At 50.6% G+C, this 2,435-nt stretch carries 3 protein-coding genes; all 3 read right to left on the bottom strand.

Going from position 1 to position 2,435, the window contains the following annotated elements; all coding sequences use genetic code 11:
* Positions 1-124: 124 nt before the first annotated feature.
* Positions 125-1,687: an IS66 family transposase gene (tnpC, locus tag WA381_RS20880; RefSeq protein WP_156086143.1), complete on the bottom strand. Its 1,563-nt coding sequence runs from the start codon at positions 1,685-1,687 to the stop codon at positions 125-127.
* A 114-nt stretch (positions 1,688-1,801) separates the two neighbouring features.
* Complete coding sequence (gene tnpB / locus WA381_RS20875) at positions 1,802-2,158, bottom strand: IS66 family insertion sequence element accessory protein TnpB (protein WP_156086142.1); 357 nt, start codon at positions 2,156-2,158, stop codon at positions 1,802-1,804.
* The gene (locus WA381_RS20870; RefSeq protein WP_156086141.1) at positions 2,155-2,415 is read right to left on the bottom strand and encodes a hypothetical protein; all 261 of its coding nucleotides are present in this window, start codon (positions 2,413-2,415) and stop codon (positions 2,155-2,157) included. Before WA381_RS20870 ends, tnpB begins: the two co-directional genes overlap by 4 nt.
* Positions 2,416-2,435: the final 20 nt, after the last annotated feature.

Genomic DNA, 2,435 nt, shown 5'->3' with positions numbered 1-2,435 from the left:
CGTGGTGAAGATAACGCCATATTAGCGGCACGCGCTGCATTATATGAGCAACAAAAACGCAGCCGCCCGGAGCGCTGGTCAGTAAGCGTAACTCGAACCACACAACCGGCCAAGATAATTGACGCTAGGGTGTGAGCTCGATATTCCAGGGAAGTAAGTGGTCGATATTATCGCTGTCGTTAATGAGTGGCCACTGCTTGAACAGGCTCATCAGGTAGTCAATCGGTTGCAGGCCGTTGGCTTTGGCGGTTTCTACCAAGCTGTACAGCACCGCACTGGCATCCGCTCCACCGTAGGTATTGGCAAACAGCCAAGCTTTGCGACCAATCACGAACGGTTTGATAGCGCGCTCGGCGCGGTTGTTATCGATATTAATGCGTCCGTCGGTTAAATACACTTGCAACTTCGACCATTGGTTCAATGTATATTGCACGGCTTTGCCTATCACGCTCGTCGGTGGCACTTGGTTTAACTGCGTATCAAGCCACTCTTTCAAGTCGCTCATTACAGCTGCGGATTCGCTTTGCCGTGCATGCAAACGCTCATCCGCTGACTTATCAGCCATCAGCCGTTCAACACGATACAGCTTTTGAATAAACGCAATCGCAACATCGGCTTTACCGGTTTTCTTTTTCCCCTGCACGGTTTTGGCGTCCACGAACTTACGTCTGGCATGTGCCCAGCAACCGGCAAGGATAGCATCAGTTTGCTCGTAACCTTGATAGCCGTCCACTTGCAATGGTCCACGGTAACCCTGCAGGAAGTCCTTCGGATGTGACCCGCCGCGACCATCCTGGTAGTCATACAGTACGATGTTGGGTGGTGATGAGGTATTACCGGGCGGCGGCTTATCTGTGCCGCAACCATACACCCACATGTAGGATTTTCTTTTCTCAGACTGGATGACTTTTATTGTTGTCTCGTCCGCCCACAGCACCGGCTGTTGCACGAGAAGGTCATGCATGCGCTGGTACAGTGGCTCAAGTTTTTGACTCACCGCTACCAACCAACGGCTCATGGTCTGGCGACTGATATCGGCGCCGAACTGCTTGAACATGGCTTCCTGGCGATACAGCGGCAGGCCATACTGGAACTTCGCTGTAATGATTTGGGCCAGTAAGCTTGGCGTAGTGATGCTTTTTGGCAGCATGCTTGCCGGCACCGGTGCCTGCTTTATCCTGGTTTCAGTGCCTTGCTGCTCACAAGTGCGGCAGCTGTATTTAGGTCGAATATGTCGAGTCACCTGCATCTTAGCCGGGATGAAGTCGAGCTTCTCGCTGACATCCTCGCCCATGCGATGCATGTCCGTGCCACAGCATTCGCAGGTTTTATCGTCATCGCTGATATCGTGAATGACTTCTTTACGCGGCAATGATGCATCGAGTCTGGCACGGCGCGATAGTTTTCGGGTGTAGGCAACGTGTTGCTCGGCAGCGACCTCTTCCTCATCAGGATTGAGGATGTCTTCCACTTCGTTGAACAAGTCGCCTTGACCCGGAAGACCTTCAGCACTGGCCGCAAAACGCTTTTTCAGCTCAAGCTGCCATTTTTCAAATAACTGATAGAAGTCACGCTTCCAGCGCTCACTTTCTTGTTGCAGGCGAGCCTTCTCAGCCTGCTGCTCAAGCAGCATAGCTTTGAGTGCTTCAACATCGTCTGGAAGTGTGTTTGCATCAATCTTTTTCATGCGGTCATTATACCGCATAAAACGGCGCTAAGCCGCAACAGATAAAGGCTTTCTTAGACCGATTAGTGATCGAAAAATCATGATTTATGCTTGATCCCTATATGAAAAAAACGATCATATTATCGAGCTAAAATGCAGTGGTTGATGGCCTTTCATCAGGGTAATATCCAGGCCATCCAAAAGCCATGCCCATTGCTGCTCAGTCAGGGAAATGGTGCTGCCTGACATCTTTTTCGGCCATTTGAACCTGGCTTTCTCAAGACGCTTGTACCACAAGCAAAAGCCTGTTTTATCCCAATACAGAGCCTTGAGCTTATCGCGTTGGCGATTGCAAAAAATAAATAGCGCACCACTGAACGGTGAGAGCGCCATTTCACTCTCTACAATGGCACTCAAGCCATTAATGCTTTTACGAAAGTCGACCGGCGCCTTGTGTAAGTAGATTGCCGGTGGCTCAACGAACATCTTCATGCGCTGAGCTCTTTGACCAATTGCGCGACCCAACGCGGTGATACCGACAACGGCAACACCAATTCGGTTTGGCCAAGACGAAGCTGCAAGGTTTGCTGCGCGGTGGCCGACTGAGGCACCGCTAGAGCAAAGCTCGTGTCATTATCTTCAGCTTCGCGCCTAAGCTCTGCTCGACGTTGACTGAAGTAGGCAGAATTTATCCGACATTCCGCATCAAATTCAGGAATAAATCTCTTGGTATAATGTGCCAAGTACATCTATGATCACCTGCTGGCGC

The organism is Alteromonas sp. CH_MED4-4 (assembly GCF_037029575.1).
Lineage (GTDB): Bacteria > Pseudomonadota > Gammaproteobacteria > Enterobacterales > Alteromonadaceae > Alteromonas > Alteromonas macleodii.
The sequence above is the reverse complement of the archived record's forward strand: the minus strand, read 5'-3'. Positions and strand labels throughout refer to the sequence as shown.